General features: G+C 62.6%; 21 protein-coding genes. 8 read left to right on the forward strand and 13 right to left on the reverse strand.

What is annotated here, in order from left to right:
• The first annotated feature begins 85 nt into the window (after positions 1-85).
• From BANT918_RS13175 to BANT918_RS13190, 4 genes are all read left to right on the forward strand, one after another.
• The gene (locus BANT918_RS13175) at positions 86-1114 is read left to right on the forward strand and encodes an NAD(P)H-quinone oxidoreductase (RefSeq protein ID WP_101620685.1); all 1029 of its coding nucleotides are present in this window, start codon (positions 86-88) and stop codon (positions 1112-1114) included.
• Between the two features lie 61 nt (positions 1115-1175).
• The gene (locus BANT918_RS13180) at positions 1176-1775 is read left to right on the forward strand and encodes a proteasome activator (protein ID WP_101620686.1); all 600 of its coding nucleotides are present in this window, start codon (positions 1176-1178) and stop codon (positions 1773-1775) included.
• On the forward strand, positions 1772-2326 hold the full coding sequence (locus BANT918_RS13185) for a hypothetical protein (protein WP_101620687.1): 555 nt from the start codon (positions 1772-1774) through the stop codon (positions 2324-2326). Before BANT918_RS13180 ends, BANT918_RS13185 begins: the two co-directional genes overlap by 4 nt.
• Entirely contained in the window at positions 2323-3159 is an 837-nt protein-coding gene (locus BANT918_RS13190; protein ID WP_233429399.1) for a Cof-type HAD-IIB family hydrolase, read from the forward strand. The genes BANT918_RS13185 and BANT918_RS13190 overlap by 4 nt, the downstream gene beginning before the upstream one ends.
• Before the next feature lie 3 nt (positions 3160-3162).
• On the opposite strand, the gene BANT918_RS13195 is transcribed toward BANT918_RS13190, so the two are convergent.
• Positions 3163-4011, reverse strand: coding sequence for an HAD family hydrolase (locus BANT918_RS13195; RefSeq protein ID WP_101620688.1), 849 nt, complete (start codon positions 4009-4011; stop codon positions 3163-3165).
• A gap of 28 nt (positions 4012-4039) precedes the next feature.
• The gene (serS, locus tag BANT918_RS13200) at positions 4040-5320 is read right to left on the reverse strand and encodes a serine--tRNA ligase (protein ID WP_101620689.1); all 1281 of its coding nucleotides are present in this window, start codon (positions 5318-5320) and stop codon (positions 4040-4042) included.
• Between the two features lie 119 nt (positions 5321-5439).
• On the opposite strand from serS, the gene BANT918_RS13205 reads away from it, so the two are divergent.
• Positions 5440-6555, forward strand: a complete 1116-nt coding sequence (locus tag BANT918_RS13205; protein ID WP_233430486.1) for a diacylglycerol/lipid kinase family protein — start codon at positions 5440-5442, stop codon at positions 6553-6555.
• A gap of 201 nt (positions 6556-6756) precedes the next feature.
• Here BANT918_RS13205 and BANT918_RS13210 read toward each other — a convergent pair whose 3' ends face one another.
• Positions 6757-7830 (reverse strand): IS630 family transposase, encoded by a 1074-nt coding sequence (locus BANT918_RS13210; protein ID WP_101620691.1) that lies wholly within the window; start codon positions 7828-7830, stop codon positions 6757-6759.
• Between the two features lie 71 nt (positions 7831-7901).
• On the opposite strand from BANT918_RS13210, the gene BANT918_RS13215 reads away from it, so the two are divergent.
• Positions 7902-10070 (forward strand): hypothetical protein, encoded by a 2169-nt coding sequence (locus tag BANT918_RS13215; RefSeq protein WP_101620692.1) that lies wholly within the window; start codon positions 7902-7904, stop codon positions 10068-10070.
• Positions 10071-10312: 242 nt separating this feature from the next.
• Positions 10313-11668 carry an LPXTG cell wall anchor domain-containing protein gene (locus BANT918_RS13220; protein WP_101620693.1) on the forward strand — a complete coding sequence of 452 codons (1356 nt, stop codon included), beginning with the start codon at positions 10313-10315 and terminating at the stop codon, positions 11666-11668.
• Positions 11669-11817: 149 nt separating this feature from the next.
• Here BANT918_RS13220 and BANT918_RS13225 read toward each other — a convergent pair whose 3' ends face one another.
• From BANT918_RS13225 to BANT918_RS13255, 7 genes are all read right to left on the reverse strand, one after another.
• Positions 11818-12690, reverse strand: coding sequence for a DUF1206 domain-containing protein (locus tag BANT918_RS13225; protein WP_009882589.1), 873 nt, complete (start codon positions 12688-12690; stop codon positions 11818-11820).
• A 94-nt stretch (positions 12691-12784) separates the two neighbouring features.
• A complete protein-coding gene (locus BANT918_RS13230) occupies positions 12785-13228 on the reverse strand; it encodes a heat shock protein transcriptional repressor HspR (RefSeq protein ID WP_101620694.1) in 444 nt (147 codons plus the stop codon).
• Positions 13229-13242: 14 nt separating this feature from the next.
• Positions 13243-14262 carry a DnaJ C-terminal domain-containing protein gene (locus BANT918_RS13235; protein WP_096146269.1) on the reverse strand — a complete coding sequence of 340 codons (1020 nt, stop codon included), beginning with the start codon at positions 14260-14262 and terminating at the stop codon, positions 13243-13245.
• Between the two features lie 145 nt (positions 14263-14407).
• Positions 14408-15127: a nucleotide exchange factor GrpE gene (locus tag BANT918_RS13240; RefSeq protein ID WP_101620695.1), complete on the reverse strand. Its 720-nt coding sequence runs from the start codon at positions 15125-15127 to the stop codon at positions 14408-14410.
• A complete protein-coding gene (gene dnaK, locus BANT918_RS13245) occupies positions 15127-16992 on the reverse strand; it encodes a molecular chaperone DnaK (protein WP_101620696.1) in 1866 nt (621 codons plus the stop codon). Before dnaK ends, BANT918_RS13240 begins: the two co-directional genes overlap by 1 nt.
• Positions 16993-17376: 384 nt before the next feature.
• Complete coding sequence (locus BANT918_RS13250; protein ID WP_096146267.1) at positions 17377-18645, reverse strand: alpha-hydroxy acid oxidase; 1269 nt, start codon at positions 18643-18645, stop codon at positions 17377-17379.
• An 89-nt stretch (positions 18646-18734) separates the two neighbouring features.
• Positions 18735-20426: an L-lactate permease gene (locus BANT918_RS13255; protein ID WP_096162012.1), complete on the reverse strand. Its 1692-nt coding sequence runs from the start codon at positions 20424-20426 to the stop codon at positions 18735-18737.
• A 216-nt stretch (positions 20427-20642) separates the two neighbouring features.
• Here BANT918_RS13255 and BANT918_RS13260 point away from each other — a divergent pair, with 216 nt between their 5' ends.
• Positions 20643-21449 (forward strand): FadR/GntR family transcriptional regulator, encoded by an 807-nt coding sequence (locus BANT918_RS13260; protein ID WP_096178391.1) that lies wholly within the window; start codon positions 20643-20645, stop codon positions 21447-21449.
• Between the two features lie 9 nt (positions 21450-21458).
• On the opposite strand, the gene aztD is transcribed toward BANT918_RS13260, so the two are convergent.
• The 3 genes from aztD to BANT918_RS13275 are packed head-to-tail and all read right to left on the reverse strand — an operon-like array spanning position 21459 to position 24902.
• Complete coding sequence (gene aztD, locus BANT918_RS13265; protein WP_101620697.1) at positions 21459-22709, reverse strand: zinc metallochaperone AztD; 1251 nt, start codon at positions 22707-22709, stop codon at positions 21459-21461.
• Positions 22710-22728: 19 nt separating this feature from the next.
• On the reverse strand, positions 22729-23670 hold the full coding sequence (gene aztC / locus BANT918_RS13270; RefSeq protein ID WP_096167774.1) for a zinc ABC transporter substrate-binding protein AztC: 942 nt from the start codon (positions 23668-23670) through the stop codon (positions 22729-22731).
• Positions 23670-24902 carry a PQQ-binding-like beta-propeller repeat protein gene (locus BANT918_RS13275; protein WP_101620698.1) on the reverse strand — a complete coding sequence of 411 codons (1233 nt, stop codon included), beginning with the start codon at positions 24900-24902 and terminating at the stop codon, positions 23670-23672. Before BANT918_RS13275 ends, aztC begins: the two co-directional genes overlap by 1 nt.
• Between the last annotated feature and the right edge of the window lies 1 nt (position 24903).

The raw sequence follows: 24903 nt of genomic DNA on the forward strand, positions 1-24903 counted from the left end.
TCCCAGTCGAACCTGGTCTCTGAAGCTGGTCTCAGGGCCTGAAGCTGCCTCGGCCGAAAGTCGCCGGAGCCACTAGAGTGGAATCATGCGAGCAATCACGATTTCCACTCCAGGCGGCCCAGAAGTCCTCCGGGTCACCGAGGAACCGACCCCGGGCATCGCAGCCGACGAAGTTCTGGTCACAGTGCACGCAGCCGGCGTCAACCGTGCCGATCTGCTCCAGCGCCAGGGCTTCTACGACCCACCCGCCGGCGCCACGCTGATCCCCGGTCTCGAGGTCTCGGGAACGATCGCGGAACTCGGCTCCGACGTCACCGGCTGGCAGGTCGGCGACCGCGTCGCCGCCCTGCTCTCAGGTGGCGGATACGCCGAGTCGGTCCCTGTTCCGGCAGGTCAGCTCCTCCGCGTGCCGGAAAGCCTCGACCTCACCGCGGCCGCTGGCCTGCCGGAGGTCCTGTCCACGGTCCATTCCAATATCGTCGGCAACGCCAACATCCAGGCCGGCGAATGGCTTCTCGTCCACGGCGGCGGATCGGGAATCGGCACGGCCGCAATCCAGATCGCTGCGCACCTCGGGGTGAAGATCGTCGTCACGGTCGGGTCCGAGCGCAAGGCCGAATTCTGCCGCGGCCTCGGCGCCGATGCCGTCATCAACTATCGCGACGAGGACTTCGTCGAACGTGTCCACGACATCTGCGTTCGCCCCGACGGTTCCACCGGCGCCGACGTCATCCTCGACATCATCGGCGCGAAGTATCTGAAGTCCAACATCAAGGCACTGGGCACCGACGGGCGCCTCGTCATCATCGGCATGCAGGGCGGAGCGAAGGCCGAACTCAGCATCGCCTCGCTCATGCAGCCGCGCAAGTCGGTTGCGGGAACGACGCTTCGGGCCCGCCCCAAGGAACAGAAGATCGAAATCGTCGCCGAGGTGGCCGCACAGTTGTGGCCGGCCGTGATCTCAGGCGATATCCGCCCGATCATCCATGAGACGATGCCGCTGTCCGAGGCGCCGAAGGCACATGCCGCTTTGGAAGAGGGCGCGAGCATCGGAAAGGTGCTGCTCATCGTCGACGAGTCAGCACCGGCCGCGAAATCAGCACAGCACGTCTGAGGTTCAATGAGGCTGGGGTCGAGCATGTCTGAGTCTCAGCGCAGGAAGTAGGTGTCCGATCATGACCAGCAATCCCGATCAGTCCGAGAGCTCCTCCGATCAGCCAGGGGACGCCCCGGAGCAGCCGGGCAACGCCCCCGGTCAGTCCGTGAGCACTCCCGGTCAGCCGACGAGCCCTGCAGGGGATTTCGTCGCGGAGTCCTCATCGCCGGTCGATGTCTCCTCCCCCGCTAAGGTGATGCGGATCGGGACCATGGTCAAGCAGCTCCTCGAAGAGGTCCGCCGCACCGATCTCGATGAGAAGGGTCGCGAGCGTCTGGCGAAGATCCACCGCCGGTCGATCGACGAGCTCGAAGACGGATTGTCCAAGGATCTCATCGATGAACTCGAACGCCTCGATCTGCCCTTCGACACGAGTGATGGACCTCCGACGAACTCCGAGCTGCGCATCGCTCAGGCCCAGCTGGTCGGCTGGCTGGAGGGACTTTTCCACGGCATTCAGACTGCGATCATGGCGCAGCAGGCTATGGCTCAGCAGGAACGCAGCGAACATGGGCGGCTGCCACCGGGAAGGGTGGCACCTGGGACTGCGCAGACCGCAGCCACGAACGGCCAGGATCAGGACGATACCGAGGGCCGTCGCACGGGAAACTACCTGTGAAGAACATCTTCTCCGGGCTGCGCAAGCCGGGCGGATCCTCGTCGCGCAAAGGCCCTGACCAGCAGTTCGGCACTGGACTCTGGCGACACAACCGCGACAGGTTCATCCGCGCCGTCGACCGCTATTACACCACCTGCGTGGCGATCCACGAACTGCTGCCTGAGGGACAGAGTCCATCCGCCGACGCGAACATGATCATCGATGGGACGCAGCACCTCAATGATCTGGTGCCGGCCGTCGACGAGATCACCGGGTGGCTGCACGCCCATCACCCGGTCTCCGGGCAGGTCGTTCCCGGCCACACCCGTCACGCTATCGGTGACACTCCGGAACTTCTGACCAGAGCCTCTTCGAAGGTCGCCGAGGCGGTGCTCGCCGCATCGATGGCCCGCACGGAGATCATCGCCGGGCGATCAATCAGCCCGAGCGCCAAAGCGACCGAGCGGTTCATCTCCGATGCTGCACAGCTGCTCGATCGCGCCCAGGGAAACCTCGCCGGAGCTGGAAGAACACACCTATCGAATGGACCTGACGGAGCACCCGAATCATGACCGGACAGATGATGACACCGCCTGAGGACTTCGACCTCGGCCTCGTCGCCAGCGATATCGACGGCACGCTTCTGCTTGACTGGAAACCCATCTCCGCAGCCACGATCGATGCGATCCACCGCTGCCAGAACATGGGCATCCCCTTCGTCCTCGTCACAGGCAGACCGATCAGGTGGCTGGAGGCGATCGCCGCACAGATCCCCGACCTCGGTCCCGTCATCTGCCTCAACGGAGCAGTCGTCTATGACATCGCCTCGGCGAGTGTGGTGTCGGCTCACACCATCGATTTCTCCGACGTCGAGGAGATCGTCTCCACGATCACCTCTTCCCATCCAGAGACGCATTTTGCATTCGAGACGCTCACCGGCGGCTTCGTGGACCAGAACTTCATCTCGCGCAATCCCCGACAAGCCCACGTGATGGAGGATCTGTCGGAGCTGGCCACACGTGACGTCGTGAAGATCCTCGTCAGCATCGGCTCCGACGATTCAGAGGCTCTCCACGATCTGCTCGATCCCCTCGTCGCCGCCAACTGCCATGCTTCGTTCTCCGACCCGGTCAACGGGCTCGTCGAACTGGCTCCAGCAGGTGTCACGAAGGCGAAGACGCTCGAGAGCATGTGCGACCACCTGGGCGTGGCTCGCGAACAGGTGATGGCGTTCGGGGATATGCCCAACGACATCGAGATGCTGACCTGGGCCGCCCACGGCGTCGCCATGGGCAATGCGCTGCAGTCAGTGAAGGACTGCGCAGCCACCGTCACCGATGCAGTCGAAAAGGATGGCGTCGCACGCTATCTGGGTGCCGTGCTCGACGCTCGCACCTCGCGCTGAACCTCAGGCGTGGGTGTCGCGGGAACCGCTGAGTGAGAGCACCTCGCGGTCGAGGTCGAAGTAGTCGACGAGAGCCACGGCCAGGCCATCGTCGTCGACCGATTTCGTCACGACGGAGGCACGCTGCTTGAGTACATCCTTCGACTGTCCCATGACGATCGCGTGGTGGGCCCATTCGATCATTTCGATGTCATTGAGTCCGTCGCCGGCACAGATGGTCAGTTCGTGGTCAACGCCGAGCTCGGACTCGACAAGCTCGAGGCCGCTGGCCTTCGAGACCCCATCGGGGGCGATGTCGAGCCAGTTGCTCCACCCCACCGAATAGCTGACTTCGTGGAGACCGAGACGATCGACAGCCTCGGCGAATTCCTCCGCAGTGCCGTTGACCTCACGCATCACGATGCGGGTGGCGGTCTTCTCGAGGAGCTGCTCGAAGTCGACGATGTCGAGAGTGTCCGATTCCGCGAGCTCACCCGCGGGGAACGGCCCTGAAGCCCACCGGTGCAGGTCGGGGTCCTCAACGAGGAACAATGCGTTCGGCAGTGCTTCGTACATCTTCTCCAGTGCGTCCTTGGGATCGAACGACACGACGTGGTGCATCTCCCAGCCCAACGGCGAAGCCGGGTCGAGTTTGACGACGACGGACCCGTTCGAGCAGACGACGAACCCTTCTTTGAGGTCGAGTGCGTGTACGACCTCTAGTGCTCCGGGCAGTGCCCGCCCGGTGGAGATGACAAGGTGATGACCGGCTTCGACGAGCTGCGTCAGCACCTCACGGACAGGCTCGGACAGTGAACCATCGTAGTTGACGACGGTGCCGTCGATGTCGAGCGCGATGAGGTGTTTGGACAATTTCTCTCCAAGCTTGAGGAATGGGACTTCAGTAGCGCGGGCCCTCTGGCCCCTGGGCGACCATGCCGCCGAGGTAGGGGCGCAGTGCCGCGGGAACCGTGACCGAACCGTCTGCCTGCTGGTGGTTCTCCAGGATCGGGACGAGCCAGCGGGTGTTGGCCATGGTTCCGTTGAGTGTGGCGACGGGGCGGGTGGCGCCGTCGTAGCGTTCGCGGACCTGCAGGCGGCGTGCCTGGAAGGTCGTGCAGTTCGAGGTCGAGGTCAGCTCGCGGTAAGTGCCCTGTGTCGGCACCCAGGCTTCGCAGTCGAACTTGCGTGCCGCAGAGTCGCCGAGGTCCCCGGCGGCGGTGTCGATGACGCGGTAGGGAAGTTCACACAGGCCCAGCATCTTCTCCTGCAGGGACAGCATGCGCTCGTGTTCAGCCTCGGCGTTCTCGACCTCGACGTAGGCGAACATCTCCACCTTCTGGAACTGGTGGACGCGGATGATTCCGCGGGTGTCTTTGCCGTAGGAACCAGCCTCACGGCGGTAGCAGGAGGAGATTCCGGCGTAGCGCAGCGGGCCGTCGGTCAGATCGACGATCTCGTCCATGTGGAGTCCGGCCAGGGGCACTTCAGAAGTGCCGACGAGGAACAGGTCATCGGCCTCGAGTCGGTAGATTTCGTCGGCGTGCTCGCCGAGGAAGCCGGTGCCGCGCATGACTTCGGGCTTGACCAGAGTGGGCGTGATGGTCGGGATGAAACCGGCTTCTTCGGCCACATCCCGGGCCAGGTTGAGCAGGGCCATTTCCAGCTTGGCGCCGAATCCAGTGAGGTAGTGGAAGCGCGAGCCCGAAACCTTGGTGCCACGCGAGGTGTCGATCGCCTTGAGCGTCTCACCGATCTCCAGGTGGTCGGCAGGCTCGAAGCCGTCGGTGCTGAAGTCGCGTGGTTCGCCGACAGTCTTCAGGGTCACGAAGTTCTCTTCGCCACCGGAGGGGATGCCCTCGACGATGAGGTTCGGAAGCTTGCCTGCAAGCTTGTCGAACGCAAAGCTCGCTTCTTCGGACTCGGCCTGCAGAGCCTTGACCTTGGTAGATTTCTCTTTGCCCTCTGCGATAAGCGCAGGCTTGTGGTCTTTGGCCGCTTTCGCGATCTGAGCGGAGAAGGACTTCTGATCGGCGCGCGCGTCCTCATAAGTGGTGATGGCAGAGCGGCGTGCGGAATCCGCGGCGAGGACTTCGTCAACGAGGTCGACGGACGAGCCGCGGGCCTCCTGCGATGCCTTGAACAGGTCCGGGTTTTCTCTGAGGAGCGCTAGATCGATCACCCTCTCAGCTTAACGGTATGGGAGTCTTTTCGATATTCGGCGGGCTCGTAGGAGGGTCAGCGGCGCGCCAGAGGTGGGTGACCAACTCCCACCCAAGTTGGGCACTGTAAATTTGAGGCATGACCATTGCTTTAGACCCCATGATGACGTGGTTCGTCGTCGCCGGCATCATCGTTGTGCTGGTCGTCGCGTTCTTCGTCGGCCACCGCATCGGGACGCGTCGTGCGCTGAGCCGAGTTCGACAGTATGCCCGCGGCACTGACTCTGAGTCGACTGAGATCGAGCTCTCCAGTCGCTACCGGGCCGCCCTCGTCGTCAACCCCACCAAGGCCGATGTCAGCAGACTATCCTCGACCGCCGAGGCGATCTGCCGTTTCGAAGGCTGGAACCCGCCGTTGGTCATCGAGACCACACCAGAGGATTCCGGTGAGGGAGCCACTTCCCGCGCACTCGATGAGGGGGTCGACGTCGTCATCGCCGCCGGCGGTGATGGCACGGTCCGCGCAGTCGCCTCGGCGCTGGCCGGGTCAGAGACACCGATGGGGATCGTCCCACTGGGAACGGGGAATCTGCTGTCGCGAAACCTCGACATCGTCCTCGACAAGACCGAGTGGGCGCTGCGCATCGCACTGTGGGGCCGCAACCGGAAGATCGACGTCGGAACCGCGAAGACCGCCGAGGATGGGGACACTCACGTGTTCACCGTGATGACGGGACTCGGGTTCGATGCGGCCGTCATGGCCGACACCAATTCCGACCTCAAGTCCCGCCTGGGCTGGTTGGCCTATGTCGAAGCCGGGTCCCGGAAGCTCGTCGGTCGACCCAGCCAGGTGAAGGTGACCTTCGACGACGACTATCGGGTCTCGGCCCGCGTGCGTTCGGTCCTCGGCGGCAACTGCGGAAAGTTGCAGGGCGGCATTCAGCTGCTGCCCCAGGCTGTCATCGATGACGGGATGCTCGACGTCCTCATCGTCAGCCCGAAGAACCTGGGCCAGTGGGTCGGCGTCCTGGCCTCCGTGCTGGGCCGGAAGACCTCGAAGGGTCTGCACACGGACATTCGCAAGTGCCAGAAGGTCGTCATCGAATCCGGCGAGGAACTCGATGTGCAGCTGGACGGAGATCCGATCGGCCAGTCAGGATATCTGGCGATGGAGGTCATGCCCGCAGCGCTGACGGTTCGCGTGCCCACCGTGGAGCAGCGCAAGCAGATCCGCGCCGAGGCCTGGCCCATCTGAGGGCGGGCCCGGCTGGCCTGAGGGCGGGGCCCAGTGACGGCACCGGTGGTTACCCAATAGTTACATCACGGGAGTGTTTCACTGCGCACTCTTTGTTCACCAAAGTGTTACTGCAAATACCACTGAACAAAACTTACGCAAATAGTTTAGAGAATCCTTCGAACCTAGTATGAGTTTCAGATGTGCACCCCCTCACACTCTCTAGTGTCGCGTTTCTGAAGTTGTTTTAGGTTTCGCTTTCTCGAGTACCTGCTCTGGAGTCTTCGTCCACACGAACGGGTGCTTACGCTTGTTCCACCCCGTGATGAACTCTCGAATCTTTTTGTTGAGGTTCTTCACTGACGTGAACACACCCCGCTTAATCGCCTGGCGATCAATGATCCCGAACCACACCTCGACGAGGTTCAACCACGACCCCGACGTTGGTGTGAAGTGGACATGGAACCGGGGGCGGGCTTCCAACCAGTCCCGGACCTCGGCTGTCTTATGAGTCGCGTAGTTATCCATGACCAAATGCAGCTCCTGGTCCGGATACGCCCGATCGATCTGGCGCAGAAACGACAGGAACTCCTGACGCCGATGACGGGGTTTCACGGCTCCGGTGACCTGACCTGTAGCGACGTCCAAAGCTGCGAACAGTGTTGATGTTCCGTGCCGGTGGTAGTCATGAGTGCGCTTCTCGGCATCACCCATGCGCATCGGCAGCAACGGGGCCGTGCGATCGAGAGCCTGGATCTGAGATTTTTCATCAACGCTGAGCACAACGGCATTGTCCGGTGGTGCCAGGTAGAGGCCGATGACATCGGTGACTTTGGCTTCCAACTCGGGGTCGGTGGAGAACTTAAACGTCTCTGCCTTCCATGGCTGGATCCCATATTCGCGCCAGGCTCTGGCGACGGTCGCGTTGCCGACTTTGAGATGCTTGCCCAGCAGGCGCGAGGACCAGTGCGTGACGCCGTATTTCTTCGGTGGTGGGACCAGCGTGGTGGTGACGATGTCAAAGTGATCGAGTTGTTTCGGCCGGCCCGAGCGTGGGTCATCACCGAGTCCAGCAATGCCTGCTTCGGCGTAGCGGGCCCGCCACTTCAGCACGGTCACCACTGACGAGCCCGTGAGCTCAGCGATGCGGGTGTTCGCGAGACCGTCGGCGGCCAGGAGCACGATGCGTGCTCGTCTTGCCAGGCCAGCCTTGATCGTTGACGCGCGTACCCATTCACGCAGGATGGGCTCGTCGTCTTCGAGCAGGACCAGTGCTGGAGCGGGAGAATTCGCCATAACCCAATTCTCCCAAACACCCAACCATTCAGGAACTAACGACACGCGACACTAGATTGAAGGCACTGACAATGAAGAAGCTCATTCTCGCGCCGGCCGTGGCCCTCGCGTTCACAGGTCTGGTGGCCGCCCCAGTCGCCGCTGCCGAGACCCCCTCCACCCAGTCCGCCTCTGCCAAGGCCGAAGCCAAGGCCGAGCAGGATAAGAAGGACAAGGAAGCAGCCGAGAAGCTCGCCAAGGAACAGGCTGAGCAGAAGAAGGCAGCTGAGGAAAAGGCTGCTGCTGAGAAGGAAGCCAAAGAAAAGGCTGAGCAGGAGAAGAAAGACGCGGCCGAAAAGAAGGCCGCTGACAAGAAGGCCGCAGCCAAGAAAGCAGCTGATAAGAAGAAGGCTGACGACAAGGCAGACAAGAAGTCCGGCGATGATGCCAAGGACGCGAAGAAGCCTGCGCCCAAGGATGACGAGCCGAAGAAGGACGACTCCGACGACAAAGACGATGCCGAGGAGATCAACGCTCAGCTGAAGGTCGCCGCCTCATCGATCTCAGCCGAGGACCTCGCAACCAAGGGCGTCAAGGTCACGGTCACCGGACTGGAGAAGGGCGACAAGCTCTCAACGTCGGGCCTGAGCGCACCGGCGACGACAGCATCCGGTTCGACCGCAACTCTCAACGTCAAGTACAACGGCGACGCCGAAGACCTCACCGAAGGCTCGAAGGCCCTCACCGTCAAGGTCCAGCGCGAAGGCGTCTCGGCCGAGAGCCTGCAGACTCAGGTTAAGGTCACTAAGGCCGACGTTGACCCCAAGGTCTCGCTCACTGTCGATCCCGAGGAGATCACCGCCGAGGATCTCGCGAACAAGGACAAGGGCGTCACCGTCACCGTCTCTGGCGTAAAAGAGGGCGACAAGATCAAAGACTCCCTGACCGGAGATACCGAAACCGCCGAAAAAGACGGCGACTACAAGCTACACCTTTACTACCAGGGTGCAGCTGAAGATCTCGCCGAGGGTAAGAAGTCGTTCACAGTCACCATCGATCGCGAAGGCGAAGATTCGGTCACCCTCGAAGGAGAGATCAACGTCGTCGACGAGGTCTCCGACGTTGACCCGAAGGTCTCGCTCTCAACCAATGAGATCTCGGTCGAGGACTTCAAGAAGGATGGACTCAAGTTCACCGGTGAGGGCTTCAGCCCCAACGGCACCGTCAGTGTCCAGGGCGAAGCCGTTTCGGCACAGAGTGCCGCACCACAGGCTGACAAGGCCACTGCCGACGAGGATGGCAATGTCAGCGGAGTTGTGACCGCGCCTGAATCGATCGAAGCTGGCAAGTACTCGCTCACCTTCATCGACGATGAGACCGGTAAAAAGAGCGCCCCGGTCGAAGTCACCGTCACCGAGGACGACGCCGTTGAGGCGATCGATGCATCGCTCAAGGTTGACCCCAAGGAGATCACCGCAGCGGATCTCGCCAACAAGGACAAGGGCGTCACCGTCACCGTCACCGGCGTGAAAAAGGGTGACAAGATCACCGACTCGCTGACCGGAGACACCGAGACAGCCGAGGCCGACGGCGACTGCAAACTCCACCTCTACTACCAGGGCAACCCCGACAGCCTCGAAGAAGGCAAGGTTCCGTTCACGGTCACCATCGACCGCGAAGGCACCGAGTCGGAGACACTCAATGGCAACATCACCGTCGTCGCCGAAGACAAAGAAGACGGCGACGACGGCGACGGAGGAGATACCCCCGAAGCGCCAGCAGAAGCATCGTTCACGGTCTCGCCGAAGACGCTCGAAGCAACGGACTTCGCCAACGACAAGAAGGGCGTCACCCTGGCCGTCGAGGACTGCGAACCCGGCGCGGATGTGCACTTCGAAGTCACCCCTAAGGGCATCCAGGTCACCGCGTACGAGAACACGGTCCAGGCCGACGACGAGGGCAAGGCTTCGGTCAATGTCTTCGGCACCTCTGACAACGTTTCAGCTTATGTCGGCGACTACACCGCCAGCGCAACCTGCGGCGATGACTCGATGAAGGAATCATTCACAGTCACCGCCGGCGCAGATGGCGGCGGAAGCGACGGCGGCGACAACGGCGGCAACGATGGCAGCCAGCTGCCACGCACCGGTGCAGACCTTGGTGGTCTTGCCTCGGGAGCGATGCTCCTCCTCGTCGGTGGAGCCGCAATCGCCATGACCGGTCGTCGCAAGAAGGTCGGACAGTCACCTACCGACTTCTGATGAACACTGCAGATGATCAACTCAAATAGGTGAGCATCTGAGCCTGCAACTGGGTGCGGCCCCGGCTTCGGTCGGGGCCGCACCCATGTCCAACACGCCCATTGCTCTAACTGGTCAACGACGCCTGTGACTGATCTGTACGACAACTGTGAACAAAACGACCACAACTATGCTCGTTGTAAATATTTCATTATTGTTACCTTCGTAGGACATCATCCTCAGCTGCTTAAACGAAGGACATCATGAAGAAGCTTGTACTCGCCCCCGCAGTGGCCCTGGCCATCACCGGCCTTGCCGCATCCCCAGTAATGGCTGCACCTGAGACCCCCGCTCAGACACAGCCCACATCACAGACTGGCGCACTCCAGAAGGCCAAAGTCTCTGGTGCAACTTCAGCGGACGCTCAGGCCGGAACCATCGGAGTCTCCGCCGACAGCGTCACCGTCGAAGAATTCGCCGAAAACGGCGTCGGAATCGCGGGCGAAGGACTGACCCCAGACACCGAGTACGCACTCGCTGTAACCCCTGCCGATGGACAGGCCGTCAACCCATATGAAACGACCGTCACCACTGACGCAAGTGGTGCGTTTGAGACGGCAGTCGAAGGCGTAGGAGAACCCAACCCCGCGTTCGTAGGCAGCTACACCGTGACTGTGACTAACCCAGAAGACGCCGAAGACTCAGCCACGACTACCTTCAAGGTCACCGGCGACGCCGAAGAGCCAGAAGCACCCGCAGTCGACCCGAAGGTCTCCCTCAACACCGAGAAGATCTCCGCCTCGGACTTCGAAAAGGACGGCCTCAAAGTCACCGGCGAGGGCTTCACCCCCGACAGCGCAGTGACTGTGCTGGGCAACGCCACTCAGTCGCCCTTCTTCCAGGAAGAGGTCAAGGCCGACGAAGACGGCAAGATCAGCACCACCGTCGAGGCACCAGAAGATGGCCTCGAACCAGGCGACTACTCGGTCTCCGCAGTCGACGCCGAAAGCGAAGAAGTCTCGAACTCTGCCAAGTTCACCGTCACCGCAGACGAGACCGAAGAGCCCAAGCCCACCACTCCGGCCGCTGAAGCCACGCTGAAGGTCTCGCCTGAGACCATTGAGGCCGCTGACTTCGTCGTGGAGAACAAGGGTGTCACCCTTGCAGTCGAGAACTGCGAGCCAGGCTCGGACGTTCACTACCTCGTCACCCCCAAGGGCAACTCGAACGTCACCGCCTACGACAACACCGTCAAGGCCGACGACGAGGGCAATGCTTCCGTCAACGTCTACGGCACCTCTGCAAATGACCCCTCTGCCTACCTCGGCGACTACGACGTCACCGTCACCTGCGGCGACGAAGAGCTCACCGGAGCCTTCACTGTCAGCGATGACGCCAACGCCGGCGGCAGCGACGGAAACGAAGATGGCAATGAAGGCGGCGGCAGCGCAGACGGCGGCGATGATGACGGCAACGGAAACGGTGGCGGCGAGCTGCCCCGCACCGGTACCGAGCTGACTGGCCTCGTCGGCGGAGCTGCTCTCCTCCTCATCGGTGGAGCCGCAGTCACCATGACCATGCGTCGCAAGAAGGCCGTCGAGGATCCTTCAGCGATCTGATAAGTCGGCCGTCGCAGCGGCGATGACAATGTAAGAAGAGTGCGAGCCCGTGGAGGGTTCGCACTCTTCTTGCATTCACGTTCGGACATCCCTGTTGGGCGGCTATTTCCCGGCATAAGGAATTGTGCCGATGTGCCGTGCCCGAGGCATCAATCCATCCGGTCGTACCGAGCACGCAGACTGAGGAAGACTCCGTAGAGCACAAGACCAGCACCCACAGCGAGCATGAGCACAGTGCCGAACGGCTGGTCGCGCATCGCTTTGAGCGCTCCGTCAATTCCCGTGAACTCTTCGGGGTCACCGGTCATCGCCGAGACGACGACGAGCGCTCCGACTGCCAGCAGCGTCGCGCCTTTGCCCAAATATCCGATGATGCCAGTGGCAATCAGCAGCGTGCTCACCGGAGCCTTACGTGGCATCCGCAGCTCGTCCATCCATTTGAGGCGGATCCCGGCGATACAGAAACCGATGCCGATCATGACGATCACAACCCCGATCGCTGCGAGGATGTACAGGCCGCCCGGGGCCTTCGCCAGGGTCGTCGATGCCTGAGAGCTGGTCTTGCCTGAATCAGATCCGCCGCCGATGACGGACTGGGCGAACGTCAGGGCAACTGCGGCATAGGCAACAGCGGAACCGATCGTTTTGATGAATTCGACCCATCTGCGGCGTCCCTGCCGATGCTGAGGGGCATTCGTGCCGGCTCCGCGCAGAGAGGCGGAACCGAAGAAGGCGTTGAACACACACCAGAGGGCCATCAGCCCACAGCCGATCAGGCACAGGACGATGAGCACCATGCCGAACGGCTGTGCGGCCATCTGTTGTACCGCACCCGATTGATCCGCCTCGCCACCGCGACCGAGTCCAACGGCAACCGCGGTGGCTCCGAGGATGATGTGCACGATTCCATTCGCGACGAAACCAGCTCGCGCAACCCGTTCGAACCACTTGCTGTCCGCAGCTTCTTGGGCCGCGTCGTCGGCCGAGTCCGCGGCACTTTTGAGCTTGTCAGTTTCGTCCATGAACGACATTCTGGCACAGCACGGTCGGTGTAGTGACGAATGCCGGCGTCGACTACAAGAGGCTGCGCCGCGGGCAGCCTCCAATCTCAGTTGCTTACCGGCGTCTGAACCTGTTGTAGAGAACCATCGCACCCGGCTCGGGCCGACCCCGGGGCCGCCTGCCACGCGAGATCGAGACGACGTCACCAGCAGTGCCGGCAGCGAAGACACGAGCTTCGCGTGACTTCGCTGACATCCGAGACCTGACTTCGGTCTCCAGCTCCTCGTTCCGGGACTTGAGCGCATCGACCTGATTCTGCAGGTCGATGATCTTCTTGATCCCGACGAGGTTAACGCCTTCGTCCTGCGAGAGCTGCTGGATCATGCGCAGCTCGGCGATGTCCTGACCGGAGTAGCGACGACCGCGTCCTGCCGTGCGCTCGGGGGTGACGAGACCCAGTCGGTCATACTGCCGCAAGGTCTGCGGGTGCATACCCGCCAGATCCGCCGCCACCGAGATGACATACACCGCAGCACTCGACGAAATGTGCATGTGCATTGTGTTTCATCACCTCAACTGGCTTTGGCCTTGTCCAGGAGGCCGGCGCGGGGGTCTTCACCCTCGGTCGCAGTCCTGAACGACTCGACCGCAGCCTTGGCCTCCTTGGACAGGTTCTTCGGCACCGCGATCTGGACCGTAGCCAGCAGATCGCCGGTGCCTTTCTTCGTCTTCACACCTTTGCCCCGCACGCGCAGGGTCCGTCCCGAGGGTGTCCCCGGTGCGACCTTGACCTTGACGGGCGTTCCGCCCAGGGTCGGCACCTTGACCTCAGCGCCGAGGGCCGCCTCGTCGAAGCTGACGGGCAGGTCCATGCGCAGATTGTCACCGTCACGGGTGAATACCGGGTGCGGTTTCACGTGCACGGTGAGGATCACGTCGCCGGGCTCGCCGCCGTTCGGACTGGTCTTGCCCTTGCCGGCCAGGCGGATCTTCTGCCCGTCCTTGACCCCGATCGGTGTACGCACGGTCAGCGGCTTCCCACCCGGCATGTTCAGCTTCACCGAGGCTCCGTTGATGGCCTCCGTGAATGACAGGGTGGTGCTGGACTTGATGTCCCCGCCCTTGACAGGTGGCGAATAGCCTCCGCCGAAGCCGCCACCGCCGTAGCCTCCTCCGCCGAAGCCGTTGAGAAGGTCGGCGAGGTCCGGGGGCACGTCTCCCCCGCCTCCGCCGTAGGGCGAGCGGGTCCGTGTCCGTCCGCCTCCGCCGAAGAGGTCGGAGAATACGTCGTCGAATCCGCCGCTGGCTCCACCTGCTGGCCCACCGGAACCGGTGAACCTGGCTCCGCCGCCCATGGCGCGGACCTGGTCATACTGGGCGCGAGATTCCTTGTCAGAGAGCACCTGATGCGCCTGGCCGAGCTCCTTGAACTTGTCTTCAGCCTTGGAGTCGCCGGGGTTGGCATCCGGGTGGTACTTGCGTGCCAGCTTGCGGTAGGCCTTCTTGATCTCTGCGTCGGAAGCATCTTTGGAGACGCCGAGGGTCTTGTAGAAGTCCTTTTCGAACCAATCATTCTGAGGACCGGTATTCACCTGGCACCTCCTTCCGTGTCTTCTTCATCAGTGTATTCAATTGTCTCCTCACAATCCGCAACCCCGGGATTGTCATCCCGGGTGATCCGGACCGCCGCCGAGGTGGTTCCACGGTGGTGGGACCACCTCGGCGAGGGTGTGGTTCTCAGTCTTCCGGCTGCTGCACGCCGACGCGTGCCGCACGGATGACGCGCTCACCCATGCGATAGCCCGGCTGCATGACCAGGAAGACGGTCGGAGTCTCGACGTCGTCCGATGGCTGCTGCATGAGTGCCTCGTGCAGTCGCGGATCGAACTCGTCGCCGACTTCACCGTACTGCTCGACGCCGACCTTGCTCAGCGAGTCGACCAGCTTCTTCACGTGGGTCTCGAAAGGCCCCGTGACGTCGCCGTTCTCCTGCGCCAGGCGCACTTCGTCGAGTACCGGGATCAGGGCCTCGACGGCCTTGATCGTGCCACCGGTCGCAGCCCGCTCGCGTTCGCGATCGGCCCGCATCCGGTAGGCGGCGTACTCGGCGTTGATGCGTTTGAGGTCGGCCAGGTGCGCTGCAGCCTCAGTTCCCGGTGCGGGTTCGGCAGCCTCTTCGCCCTGAGCAGCCTCGGTGTCGTTCAACGTCGAAGCGTCGGCCGGGATGTCGACGCCGAGGTCGCTGGCATCAGCCAGATCCTCCTCCGCGCCCTGGACGTCGTCGGCGCCTGCGGCACCGGTGGCGTCGTTCGCGACATCGGCCTCACCGGTCTCCGCCGAGGCCGACGCTGAGTCGGCCTCTGGGCGGAGTTCACCGGTGTCCGGATCAATCCGGCGCTTGTCGCTGAAGGTGAAGCCTGGCTCCTCGGACGACGGATCGTTGCCCTCGGAAGTCATTACTTCTTCTCCTCGTCCTCTTCGTCGACAACCTCAGCGTCGACGACATCGTCGTCAGCGCTTGCATCTGCACCGGCTGCGGTCTCTTCACCAGCGGCGCCTTCGGCACCACCCTGCTGGCTGTAGATGGCTTCGCCGATCTTCTGCTGGTTCTCGACGAGCTTGTCGTAGGCAGTCTTCACTGCATCGTCGTCTTCACCCTTGAGCGCTTCCTTGAGAGCCTCAACGTCCGAGTTGATCTCGGTCTTGACCTCTTCGGGCAGCTTGTCCTCGTTGTCGGTGACGAGCTTCTCGGTCTGGTAGGCGAGGTTCTCCGCATTGTTGCGAGTGTCAGCGGCCTCACGGCGCTTCTTGTCCTCGTCTGCGTGCTCTTCGGCTTCCTTGACCATGCGGTCGATGTCTTCCTTCGGCAGCGCGGAACCGCCGGTGATCGTCATCGACTGCTCGGTGCCGGTGCCCTTGTCGGTGGCCGACACGTGCACGATGCCGTTGGCGTCGATGTCGAAGGCGACCTCGATCTGCGGCACGCCGCGAGGAGCCGGAGCGATGCCGGTCAGCTCGAAGGTGCCCAGGTTCTTGTTGTCGCGAGTGAACTCACGCTCACCCTGGAAGACCTGGATCGACACGGAGGGCTGGTTGTCCTCAGCGGTGGTGAAGGTCTCCGAACGCTTGGTCGGGATCGGGGTGTTGCGCTCGATGAGCTTGGTCATCACGCCGCCCTTGGTCTCGAGTCCGAGCGAAAGCGGGGTGACGTCGATGAGCAGAACGTCCTTGCGTTCGCCCACGAGGACACCGGCCTGCACGGCTGCGCCGATCGCGACGACCTCATCGGGGTTGACGCCCTTGTTGGGCTCCTTGCCTCCGGTGAGTTCGGTGACGACGGCGGAGACGGCGGGCATACGGGTCGAACCGCCGACGAGGACGACGTGGTCGATCTCTGAGACGGACACGCCTGCGTCCTTCATGACTGCGTGGAACGGAGCCTTGGTGCGCTCGAGCAGGTCCTTGGTCAGGTCCTCGAACTTCGCGCGGGTCAGGGTCTCATCCAGGTGGATGGGTCCGTTCTCGCTCATCGACAGGTACTGCAGCGAGATGTTGGTGCTGGTGGCCGAAGAGAGTTCCTTCTTGGCCTGCTCCGAAGCTTCCTTCAGACGCTGGATTGCTGTCGCATCCTTACTCAGGTCGACGCCGTATCCGTTCTTGACCTCACCGACGAGCCAGTCGACGATGCGCTGATCCCAGTCGTCGCCGCCGAGGCGGTTGTCGCCCGAGGTCGCACGGACCTGAATCGTGGAGAAGTCGTCTTCGTCCTTGCCGACTTCCAGCAGGGAGACGTCGAACGTACCGCCGCCGAGGTCGAAGACCAGAATGGTCTCGTCTTCCTTGCCGCGCTCGAGGCCGTAGGCCAGAGCTGCAGCGGTGGGCTCGTTGATGATGCGCGAGACCTTGAGTCCTGCGATCTCACCGGCATCCTTGGTGGCCTGACGCTCGGCGTCATTGAAGTATGCGGGAACGGTGATGACTGCGTCAGTCACGTCTTCCTGCAGGTATTCCTCAGCGTCGTGCTTGAGCTTCTGCAGGATACGGGCGGAGATCTCCGGAGCGGACATCTTCTTGCCGCCGATCTCGGTGGACCAGTCGGTGCCCATGTGGCGCTTGACCGAAGCGACGGTGTTCTTGATGTTCGTGACGGCCTGGCGCTTGGCGATTTCGCCGACCAGGAAGTCGCCGTTCTTGTTGACAGCAACGACGGATGGGGTCGTGCGACCGCCTTCCGCGTTCGCGATGACCTTAGGGTCACCGCCTTCGAGGACTGTGACGACGGAGTTCGTGGTTCCGAGGTCGATTCCAACTGCACGTGCCATAACGTTTCTCCTTACATATCGTGAGTACTCTCGACTCGAATGTGTGCGATCGGGCGGATCCACCACCGGGCTTCCACGGCATTTCCTGCCGCGGGGACGAATGGTGGACCCACTCGACCGCACACATTGAGCCAACTGCACTCAAGTATTATCTTCGTGACTCGAGCAGTCAAGCTCAGCCTCACTAAAGTTGCGTACACTAGACTCAACTTTGCGGAGCGAAGGTTTATTCCGCGGGGGAGAAAAAGTTTTTAGGACAGCCCTCCGCTGCTCCCCGACAGGGCACTTGACGTCGCAGCTCAGCCACTGGTGCCGCATGACTCACAGCAGAAACGGCCCACGGAGAATTCCGCAGACCGCTTCCACAGTGGAGATGACGAGGCCTCAGGACAGGTCGGTCCTCGGATTCGCACCATCCAGCTGACCATCCCGACTGAACCTGCGCAGCTGGGTCACATGGCTCGGGTTGAGCTCGGCGACGCTTGAGACCTGAAGCAGCTTCATCGTCCGCTCAATCTGTTCGCTGAGTATCGCGATCGTCCGGTCCACTCCTGCTCGACCGCCGGCCATGAGGCCGAAGAGGTAGGCGCGACCGATGAGCGTGAAGTCCGCGCCCAGGGCCAGGGACGCGACGATGTCGGCGCCGTTGCGGATTCCGGTGTCGATGATGATCTCCACGTCCTTGCCGATCTCGCGAGCCACCTCGGGGAGGAGTTCGAAGGGCACGGGCGCGCGATCGAGCTGGCGCCCGCCGTGGTTAGACAGGACGATCGAATCGACGCCGAGGTCGGCCAGCTTCTTCGCATCAGCGACGGTCTGGACTCCCTTGACCGCGAACTTGCCCGGCCACATCTTGCGGATCTCCGCCAGATCGTCGAAGTCGATCGACGGGTCCATCGCCGAGTTGAGCAGCTCGCCGACCGTTCCGCCGGTCTCCGACAGGGACGCGAACTCGAGCTTCTGGGTGGTCAGGAAGTCCCACCACCACCACGGACGCGGGATGGCATTGAGAATGGTCTTCGGCGTCAGCTGCGGCGGGATAGCGAAACCATTGCGGGTATCGCGCAGCCGTGCACCGGCGATCGGGGTGTCGACCGTGAAGAAGAGAGTGTCGTACCCTGCTGCGGCGGCCCTCTCAACGAGACCATAGGAGATTTCCCGCTCGCGCATCACATAGAGCTGGAACCAGTTCCGACCTTCCGGGTTGACCTTCTTCACGTCCTCGATCGAGGTCGTTCCCAGAGTGGACAAGGTGAACGGAATGCCCGCAGCACCGGCCGCGGAGGCTCCGGCGATCTCGCCTTCGGTCTGCATCAGCCGGGTGAACCCGGTCGGTGCGATACCGAAGGGCATCGCCGAACTGCCGCCGAGGATCTGAGTCGTCGTATCGACGTGCGAGACATCGTTGAGGATGGAGGGGTGGAACTCGACGTCCTGGAAAGACTGAACCGAGCGCTCCATCGAGATCTCGCCTTCGGCCGCACCGTCGGTGTAGTCGAACGCAGCAGCCGGGGTGCGGCGCTTGGCGATCTGGCGCAGGTCCTCGATCGTCAATGCAGCATCGAGACGACGCTTCCGGGAATTGAGCTCGAACTTCTTGAACTTCATCAGCTCTAAGATCTCGGACGGATTGGGCAACTGTCTCTTGACCATGGGCACTGCCTCTTTCTCTTCAGTTCGTATTTTCAGCTAGGTGGTTTCAGTGTTCTGTCTTCAGCTTGCGGGCTTCAGATCACGGAGTTTCAGGCTCCACCGGGAAGCATCCAGGACAGGACGGTCGACTGCAGACCAACCAGCAGACACATGACGACGAGCATGCCCAGCGACCACCAGATGACGCGGCGGAAGATCGAGGACTCCTGGCCGAGGAGGCCGACCGCTGTGGCTGCGATGGTGAGGTTCTGCGGGCTGATCATCTTGCCCACGACGCCTCCGGAGCTGTTGGCGGCCACCAGCAGGACGGGATCGATTCCGGCCTTCGTCGCGGCCGTCTGCTGCAGTGTCGCGAACAGTGCGTTGGCGCTGGTGTCGGAACCGGTCACCGCCGTGCCGAGCCAGCCGAGGATTGGCGAGAGGAAGGCGAACAGTGCCCCGGTCCCGGCGATCCAGGTGCCGATTGTGATCGTCTGGCCCGACAGGTTCATGACGTAGGCCAGTGCCAGGACAAGTCCGACGGTGAGGATGGAGAATCGCATTTTGACGACATTGTCGACGAAGACCTGGACTGCGTCCTTGACGGTCATCTTGTACACGATGGCGACGATGATGCCTGAGACCAGCAGCATCGTGCCCGGTGATGACAACCATTGGAAGTTGTAGACCGTGCTCGTCGACAGCTCTCCGGCAGCGGTCATGATGTTCCCGTCAAGCCCCGGCCAAGGAATCTTGATATCGGTGCTGGCCAACCATTTGTCGATGACTGGGATCAGCTTGGCACCGGAGAAGATGACGATGACCATGAGGTAGGGGAAGAGCGCCATGAAGACGCGCTTGCCGGTCAGAGGTGCAGCCTTCGTGTCCACCGTGGTCGTCACGGCTGCGGCTGCTCCACCAGCATCGGGAGCGCTGGCCTTCTCCTTACTGCGCTCGTCTGCCATCTTGTCCAGCGCGTCCTGGCCGCCGACTGGCTTCCAGAACTGGAGCATGACCACGGCAGCAGCAAGGCCCATGAGCGAGGCGACGATGTCCGTCATCTCGACCGAGAGATAGTTCGCGGAGACGAACTGTGCTGCTCCGAACACGATCCCGACGACCAGAGCAAGTGGCCACAGCTGACGCAGACCGCGCTTGCCGTCAACGAGGAAGATGAGGAACAGCGGCACGACGGCAGCCAGCAACGGAGTCTGGTGACCGACCATGGCACCGATCTCTTTGTAATCGATCCCGGTGAGGTTACCGGCGGTGATGATCGGGATGGCGATCGCACCGAAGGCGACCGGAGCGGTGTTGGCCACCAGCACGACGACTGCTGCACGCATGGCGGTGAAGCCGACTGCGATGAGCATGACACCGGTGATGGCAACCGGGGCACCGAATCCGGCAAGGGCTTCGAGCAGTCCTCCGAAGCAGAAGGCGACCAGGATCGCCTGCACGCGAGGATCATCGGAGATGACGTTGATGACCAACCTGAGGTCTTCGAAGTGTCCTGACTTCACCGTCAGTTCGTAGAGCCAGATGGCGGTGATGACGATCCACATGATCGGGAACAGCCCGAAGGCGAATCCCTGGCTGGCTGAGAGCCCCGCCAGTCCGACCGGCATGCCGTAGACGAAGATGGCAACGATCAGGGCGACGATTACGGCTGCCAGCCCGGCCCAGTGGGCCTTCCACTTCAAGAACCCGAGGGTGACGAAGATGGTCAGCAGCGGCAGCAGCGCAACCAGCGATGACCGCATGAGGCTGTCTGCAAGTGGGGCGATTTCAGGAGTGTACATATTTTCTCCTACACGGTCGGTGCTCGACTCCAGCGTCTGCGGTTCGACGATGAACGCGCCCCGAACATGCATACTCGATTGGTTTAAGTATGTCCTTTGTGTGGTCAGACCACTAAAGTGAGTGTAGGACTGAATGTGATCCAGGTCAAGGATTTGCTCCCGATGAGGCAGGGTCCTACTCATGGGATGATGGCGAGGTGCGAAAAGTGAGTACTCATGCCCAGTGAATCAGTCCGCTCGAGCGACGACATCGCCGCAGGTCACGCCCCCAAGGCGCCCCAGGCACCGGAATGGAAGCCGGTTTCTCGATCGAGCACCCATGAACTCGTCATCAATGCGATCGAGGAGCAGATCACCTCCGGTTACCTCACCGTCGGCGATCCGCTCCCCTCCGAACGGGACCTTGCCGCGAAGCTTCAGGTCAGTCGCGCGGCAGTGCGTGAGGCGCTGCGCGTCATGGAGTCCCTCGGCGTCGTCGTCTCAAACGTCGGTTCCGGCAAGTCCGCGGGCACCTTCATCGCCTCCATGCCCAAGGAGGCGCTGACTCGGTTTCTGCGCCTCCACGTGGCTCTGGCGAACTTCAGCATCGAGGAGGCCATCGAAACACGCATCCAGCTGGAGCGCTCAAGCACCGCGCTGGCGACGGGACGGGTCCACGATGACGCGCTGGCCGGCATGAATGCCTCATTGGCGATCATGGACACTCCGGGCGTGAGCCTGGAGACCTTCAACGATGCCGATACCGCCTTCCACGTCGCCATCGCCCATGCTTCGAACAATCAGCTGCTCTCGGATCTCACGGAAGCCATCCGCGGTTCTCTGCGGCGACCCATCCTCGATGCCTTCCACGAGGTCGAGGATCCGCGCGCTCTGATGGCGCAGCTGCAGGAAGAGCACCATGCGATCATGCAGGCGATCGTCGACCGCGACACCGATCACGCGGTGCAGCTGACCGAGGATCACATCCGATCGGCCACCGCCGCCCTGCCGCAGCTGACCAATCAGAGCCGGGCAGGCAGCTGAGCGCAGGCGTCAGCCCGTCACCCCGGTGACCTCATTGCTGGCGTGTGGCAGTTCAGCACTCTTCTCCACCTCGCCGGTCGCCAGATCCACGATGTGGAGCTGGCTCTTGTCCGGTTCGGAGACGTAGGCTTTCTCCCCCTGCACGAAGAGCGTCGGCCGAGGCTGCTGCCAGTCCACGGGCTCCTTCCATGCTTCGGTGACCGGGTGGGAGTCAGTGATCTTGCCGGACTCCGGGTCGATGACGTTGAGCTTGCCGTCAGTGCCGAGCACGAGGGCCTCACCTTCGGGTCCGCGGGCCAGGGAACGGAAACTGTACGAGGAGTCGAGATCGACGAGCTTCATCTCTCCGGTCTCGGTGTTCGTCAGAGTGACCTTCTCCGGGCGCTCGAGTTCGGCATCCTCGTCGACCTTGTAATCGCCGAGCACGACCGGTGAGTCATCGGATCCGGCCTGATTGCCGATGCGGCCGTATGAATCCGGGGCGTCGACCTTCGTGAACTTTCCGTCCTTGTAGTAGAGGATGCCGTCTTCACAGCCGACGGCGATCGCCTCGTTCTGGGCAGCGGCTTCCCCGTGGACACCCGGGCAGTCTTCGTTGCGGGCGATCTCCTTGCCGTCGGCGTCAATGACCTTCGCTCCCGAGCGTTCTTCTTCGTTGCCGATGGTGTGCAGGACGTTGCCGTTCTCCAACTGCACTGCCACACCGTGGTGTGCCTCTTCTGCTTCTTTGACCTCGGGTTCGGGTGTGCCGTCACCGAAGGCATTGGTGTCGAAGATCTGCATCCGTCCGTCGCCGTCGCCGAAGAGCACCGTCGAACCACCGTGGCGCACGACGTGACCTGGGGTATCGGTTTCGTAGACCTTGTCGGTGAGTTCAGGCGATTCGGCGAAGCTGTGGGTATGGTCGCCGTGCTCTTCGGTCCAGACTCCGGCGTCGAAGAGCTGGAATCCGCTGGCCACCGAGACCATGACGTGCCGTCCGTCTCCGACCGGATTGACCCGGTTGAAGCCTTCGAGCTTCGTGTCGTCGATGACCTCAAGCGTCCTCGCATCCAGAGTGAGGATGCCGCCGTCGTAGGTGGTGACCAGTCGCGACTGTGCTTCTTCGACCTGTTCGGCGTCCGAGGGCTCCCCTGCATCTGTCTGGTCGCCGGTGTCGGGGTCGGCCTCCGCTCCGGTGCCGCCGCAGCCGCTCAGCAGGAGGGCGGTGACGGCCGCGGTCGCAGCCAGTGGTGCGATCAGGGTGTGTCGTGTTCTCATTCTTCTCTCTTCCCTATTCTCATGATGGTGTGTCCGTGATCTGTGGTGATGCGAGCCCGTCCGCGATGGCCTTCGCGTTGGTTCGCTGCATGTCGATGTAGGTTCCGGCCTCCCCGTCGGCCTCGGTCAGCGATTCCGAGAACAGCGGTGTCACTTCGACGTCGAGGTCGACTTCCTCAGACAGGGCCTCGGCGAGCTTCTGCGGCTGCGAGGAGTCCGCGAAGATCGTGGGCACGCCGGCGTCTTCGACCGTGCGCGCGAGCTCCTCGAGGTCGGCTGCCGAAGGTGAGGCCAGCGTGGTTCCGCTTGGCAGCACCGCTCCGATGACCTCGAAGTCGAAGCGCTGTGCGAAGTAGCCGAACACGTGATGATTCGTCACCAGCTTCCGGTTCTTCGCAGGAATCGCTTCGACGATCTCTGCGATTTCGGCATCGAGGTCCTCCAGTTGCCCCCGATACGAGGCCACGGACGGTTCGATCGCCTCGGCGAGGTCATCGCCGACCTCCTCCCCCAGCGCCGAGGTGATGGTGTCGACGGCGGCGATCATCCGCGCGGGATCGGTCCAGAAGTGCGGATCGGGTGTGCCCGCGCTGCCGCCCGAGGTGTATTCGAGGGGGTCGATGCTCTCACCGACATCGAGGACACGCACCCCTTCGCTGCGCGCATTGTCGAGGTTGGCTGAGAGCCCCTCTTCCAGTCCGAGGCCGTTGCCGATGATGAGATCCGCGCTCTCCATGGCCCCGGCTTCCTTCGCCGAGATGCCGAAGGAATGCGGATCGGAGTTCGGCTTCATCAGCACCGTGACCGTTGCGTGGTCTGCGACGAGACTGCTCACGACATCGCCGAGGATGTTCGTCGTCACCACGATCGACGGCTCATCGTCGCCCCCGCTGCAGGCAGTCAGTGATCCGAGCGTTGCCAGGGTGAGTGCCACCGCAGTGAGGTGGTGCCGTGTGCTCATCACCGTCCCGTCACAGCCAGGCTCGCGGGCGCTCCGCCGAGGTCGAAGCTGCGTGCCTCACGCAGCCCATCGGCCGGGTCGAGTTCGAGCACTGTGCCCGACGCAGGGTCGCTGACATAGGTGCGTTCGCTATCCACGGCCACCGAGGGTCCGGCTCCGTGACCTTGGCCCTCGGCGTCGAAGGGCTTGATGAGTTTCTTCTTCGCCAACTCCTTCCCGGTCTCTGGGTCCAGCGAATAGACGGTCCCGTCTTCGTCCAGGGCCACGACCACGGAATCGTCGGGGGCGATGCCGGCGGAGACCACCTCGGCATCGGTGTCGGCGTACATCCATTCATCGGTCGACGCGTCGAGGATCCCGATTCCACCATCATCGAAAGGTGCCGCGGCGAGGTCTCGACCGACCTCGATCGACCACGCGCGCTCATCGGTGTCCTCGGGGTAGGGCAGCACCTCGGCGTCGAAGTCCTCATCGACCCTGATCACGCCGTCGGCGCAGGCGAAGACCAGCCCGTCGCGAGTGACTCCGGCTCCGTGGATCTCCTCGCATGTCGCATCGATCGGCGAGGCCTGACCCTTGTCGTCGTACACGGTGAGTTCGGAAGGCAGATCATCGGCCTTGTCCCCTGGAAGCGTGGACACGAAGTGATCCTCGAAGGGGACCGTCACTCCGTGGTGGGCACCCGGTTTCACGGTGCCGAGCTGAGTGAGTTCACCATCGCCGAGGGCGCTCCGGTCATAGATCTTCGCCCGGCCCTCGCCGTCGAAGAAGAAGGCAACCTCGGTCGGGGTCGAGACGACGTGCGCGGGGTCGGCCCCGTCGACCTGACCGATGGTCTTCGCCTCGGCCTTGTAGTAGTGCCTGTGATCGCCGTGGTCGACCGTCCACGCCCCCGTGTCGACGGCTGTGACCGTTCCGGCTTCACCATCGCCGAGGTAGAGGTACCGGGAATCTGCCCCCGCCAGGGTCGTCGATGGTGAGCCTTCGACCTTCTCCACGACATCCTCGGTGAGCAGGTCGATGACCGAGACCGCCCCGGTCTTCGCATCACTGACGGCCAGCCGCAGCTGCGGCTCGTCGGCCTCCTCTGCCCCTTCGACATATCCGTGGGGCGCCGTCGATTGACTGGGGCTGTTGGCCCCGCTGTCCGCTTGTTGGCCCTGGCACCCGGTGAAGGCGAGCAGTGCGATCAGTGCCGCGCTCGGTGCGGCGATTGCTGTTGTCCTCGTCATG

Source organism: Brevibacterium antiquum CNRZ 918 (assembly GCF_900169145.1).
Taxonomy (GTDB): domain Bacteria; phylum Actinomycetota; class Actinomycetes; order Actinomycetales; family Brevibacteriaceae; genus Brevibacterium; species Brevibacterium koreense.

Bases quoted from the DNA above. Each gene is read 5' to 3' on its own strand.
- BANT918_RS13175 (WP_101620685.1), top strand. From the start codon at position 86: ATGCGAGCAATCACGATTTCCACTCCAGGCGGCCCAGAAGTCCTCCGG.
- BANT918_RS13180 (WP_101620686.1), top strand. From the start codon at position 1,176: ATGACCAGCAATCCCGATCAGTCCGAGAGCTCCTCCGATCAGCCAGGG.
- BANT918_RS13190 (WP_233429399.1), top strand. From the start codon at position 2,323: ATGACCGGACAGATGATGACACCGCCTGAGGACTTCGACCTCGGCCTC.
- BANT918_RS13205 (WP_233430486.1), top strand. From the start codon at position 5,440: ATGACCATTGCTTTAGACCCCATGATGACGTGGTTCGTCGTCGCCGGC.
- BANT918_RS13210 (WP_101620691.1), bottom strand. From the start codon at position 7,830: ATGGCGAATTCTCCCGCTCCAGCACTGGTCCTGCTCGAAGACGACGAG.
- BANT918_RS13215 (WP_101620692.1), top strand. From the start codon at position 7,902: ATGAAGAAGCTCATTCTCGCGCCGGCCGTGGCCCTCGCGTTCACAGGT.
- BANT918_RS13220 (WP_101620693.1), top strand. From the start codon at position 10,313: ATGAAGAAGCTTGTACTCGCCCCCGCAGTGGCCCTGGCCATCACCGGC.
- BANT918_RS13225 (WP_009882589.1), bottom strand. From the start codon at position 12,690: ATGGACGAAACTGACAAGCTCAAAAGTGCCGCGGACTCGGCCGACGAC.
- BANT918_RS13230 (WP_101620694.1), bottom strand. From the start codon at position 13,228: ATGCACATGCACATTTCGTCGAGTGCTGCGGTGTATGTCATCTCGGTG.
- BANT918_RS13240 (WP_101620695.1), bottom strand. From the start codon at position 15,127: ATGACTTCCGAGGGCAACGATCCGTCGTCCGAGGAGCCAGGCTTCACC.
- dnaK (WP_101620696.1), bottom strand. From the start codon at position 16,992: ATGGCACGTGCAGTTGGAATCGACCTCGGAACCACGAACTCCGTCGTC.
- BANT918_RS13250 (WP_096146267.1), bottom strand. From the start codon at position 18,645: ATGGTCAAGAGACAGTTGCCCAATCCGTCCGAGATCTTAGAGCTGATG.
- BANT918_RS13255 (WP_096162012.1), bottom strand. From the start codon at position 20,426: ATGTACACTCCTGAAATCGCCCCACTTGCAGACAGCCTCATGCGGTCA.
- BANT918_RS13260 (WP_096178391.1), top strand. From the start codon at position 20,643: ATGCCCAGTGAATCAGTCCGCTCGAGCGACGACATCGCCGCAGGTCAC.
- aztD (WP_101620697.1), bottom strand. From the start codon at position 22,709: ATGAGAACACGACACACCCTGATCGCACCACTGGCTGCGACCGCGGCC.
- aztC (WP_096167774.1), bottom strand. From the start codon at position 23,670: ATGAGCACACGGCACCACCTCACTGCGGTGGCACTCACCCTGGCAACG.
- BANT918_RS13275 (WP_101620698.1), bottom strand. From the start codon at position 24,902: ATGACGAGGACAACAGCAATCGCCGCACCGAGCGCGGCACTGATCGCA.